The organism is Micromonospora sp. NPDC004551, from assembly GCF_040609975.1.
GTDB lineage: Bacteria > Actinomycetota > Actinomycetes > Mycobacteriales > Micromonosporaceae > Micromonospora.
The window spans coordinates 1-2,884 of sequence record NZ_JBEXLM010000081.1 but is presented as its reverse complement, the minus strand read 5'-3'; the positions used below and the strand labels follow the sequence as shown (position 1 = coordinate 2,884).

General features: G+C 56.9%; 2 rRNA genes. Both read left to right on the top strand.

Annotated features, from left to right (window positions below):
* Positions 1-383 (top strand): 16S ribosomal RNA (locus ABZW14_RS34185); the annotation flags it as partial.
* Between the two features lie 303 nt (positions 384-686).
* A 23S ribosomal RNA gene (locus tag ABZW14_RS34180) occupies positions 687-2,884 on the top strand; the annotation flags it as partial.

Genomic DNA, 2,884 nt, shown 5'->3' with positions numbered 1-2,884 from the left:
GGGTCAACTCGGAGGAAGGTGGGGACGACGTCAAGTCATCATGCCCCTTATGTCTTGGGCTGCACACGTGCTACAATGGCCGGTACAAAGAGCTGCGATGCCGTGAGGTGGAGCGAATCTCAAAAAGCCGGTCTCAGTTCGGATTGGGGTCTGCAACTCGACCCCATGAAGTCGGAGTTGCTAGTAATCGCAGATCAGCATTGCTGCGGTGAATACGTTCCCGGGCCTTGTACACACCGCCCGTCACGTCACGAAAGTCGGTAACACCCGAAGCCGGTGGCCCAACCCCTTGTGGGAGGGAATCGTCGAAGGTGGGACTGGCGATTGGGACGAAGTCGTAACAAGGTAGCCGTACCGGAAGGTGCGGCTGGATCACCTCCTTTCTAAGGAGCACTTCTTACCAACTTCGGTTGGTCAGAGGCCAGTACATCAGCGAATGTCTGATGCTGGTTGCTCATGGGTGGAACGTTGACTATTCGGCACGGTTTCTGAGGGTTCATTAGTACTGCTTCGGCGTGGAACGTGGGTTTTGAGGGACTGTGTCGGGCACGTTGTTGGGTATCTGAGGGTACGGACTGTTGAGTCTGGACCTTCGCGATGCCGGCCCCGGTAAAGGCTCACTTCGGTGGGTTGTGACGGGTGGCTGGTCGTTGCTTGAGAACTGCACAGTGGACGCGAGCATCTGTGGCCAAGTTTTTAAGGGCGCACGGTGGATGCCTTGGCACCAGGAACCGATGAAGGACGTGGGAGGCCACGATAGGCCCCGGGGAGCTGTCAACCGAGCTTTGATCCGGGGGTGTCCGAATGGGGAAACCCGGCAGTCGTCATGGGCTGTCACCCGCTGCTGAACACATAGGCAGTGTGGAGGGAACGCGGGGAAGTGAAACATCTCAGTACCCGCAGGAAGAGAAAACAACCGTGATTCCGGGAGTAGTGGCGAGCGAAACCGGATGAGGCCAAACCAGTTACGTGTGATACCCGGCAGGGGTTGCGTGGCTGGGGTTGTGGGATCTCTTTTCCGCAGTCTGCCGGCTGTGGGACGAGTCAGAAACCGTTGGTGTAGGCGAAGGACATGCGAAAGGTCCGGCGTAGAGGGTAAGACCCCCGTAGCTGAAACATCAACGGCTCGTTTAAGAGACACCCAAGTAGCACGGGGCCCGAGAAATCCCGTGTGAATCTGGCGGGACCACCCGTTAAGCCTAAATATTCCCTGGTGACCGATAGCGGATAGTACCGTGAGGGAATGGTGAAAAGTACCGCGGGAGCGGAGTGAAATAGTACCTGAAACCGTGTGCCTACAAGCCGTGGGAGCGTCGCTGTATGTGCTTGCACATGCAGTCGTGACTGCGTGCCTTTTGAAGAATGAGCCTGCGAGTTTGCGGTATGTTGCGAGGTTAACCCGTGTGGGGAAGCCGTAGCGAAAGCGAGTCCGAAGAGGGCGTTGAGTAGCGTGCCCAAGACCCGAAGCGGAGTGATCTAGCCATGGGCAGGTTGAAGCGGAGGTAAGACTTCGTGGAGGACCGAACCCACCAGGGTTGAAAACCTGGGGGATGACCTGTGGTTAGGGGTGAAAGGCCAATCAAACTCCGTGATAGCTGGTTCTCCCCGAAATGCATTTAGGTGCAGCGTCGTGTGTTTCTTGCCGGAGGTAGAGCACTGGATAGGCGATGGGCCCTACCGGGTTACTGACCTTAGCCAAACTCCGAATGCCGGTAAGTGAGAGCGCGGCAGTGAGACTGTGGGGGATAAGCTCCATGGTCGAGAGGGAAACAGCCCAGAGCATCGACTAAGGCCCCTAAGCGTGTGCTAAGTGGGAAAGGATGTGGAGTCGCAGAGACAACCAGGAGGTTGGCTTAGAAGCAGCCACCCTTGAAAGAGTGCGTAATAGCTCACTGGTCAAGTGATTCCGCGCCGACAATGTAGCGGGGCTCAAGCACACCGCCGAAGTCGTGTCAATGCCACAACAGCCCTAACGGGTGTGGTGTTGGGTAGGGGAGCGTCGTGTGCCGGGTGAAGCAGCCGTGGAAACGAGTTGTGGACGGTTCACGAGTGAGAATGCAGGCATGAGTAGCGATACACACGTGGGAAACGTGTGCGCCGATTGACTAAGGGTTCCTGGGTCAAGCTGATCTGCCCAGGGTAAGTCGGGACCTAAGGCGAGGCCGACAGGCGTAGTCGATGGACAACCGGTTGATATTCCGGTACCCGCTTTGAAACGCCCAATATCGAATCCATTAATGCTAAGGCCGTGAAGCCGGCCTGGAGTCTTCGGACAAAGGGACGTGGTGGAGCCGCCGATCCAAGGTGGTAGTAGGTAAGCGATGGGGTGACGCAGGAAGGTAGTCCAGCCCGGGCGGTGGTTGTCCCGGGGTAAGGGTGTAGGCCGTGTGGTAGGCAAATCCGTCACACGTTAAGGCTGAGACCTGATGCCGAGCCGATTGTGGTGAAGTGGATGATCCTATGCTGTCGAGAAAAGCCTCTAGCGAGTTTCATGGCGGCCCGTACCCTAAACCGACTCAGGTGGTCAGGTAGAGAATACCGAGGCGTTCGGGTGAACTATGGTTAAGGAACTCGGCAAAATGCCCCCGTAACTTCGGGAGAAGGGGGGCCATTGCTGGTGATCACTCTTGCAGTGTGAGCTGGTGGTGGCCGCAGAGACCAGCGAGAAGCGACTGTTTACTAAAAACACAGGTCCGTGCGAAGCCGTAAGGCGATGTATACGGACTGACGCCTGCCCGGTGCTGGAACGTTAAGGGGACCGGTTAGTCACATTTCGGTGTGGCGAAGCTGAGAACTTAAGCGCCAGTAAACGGCGGTGGTAACTATAACCATCCTAAGGTAGCGAAATTCCTTGTCGGGTAAGTTCCGACCTGCACGAATGGCG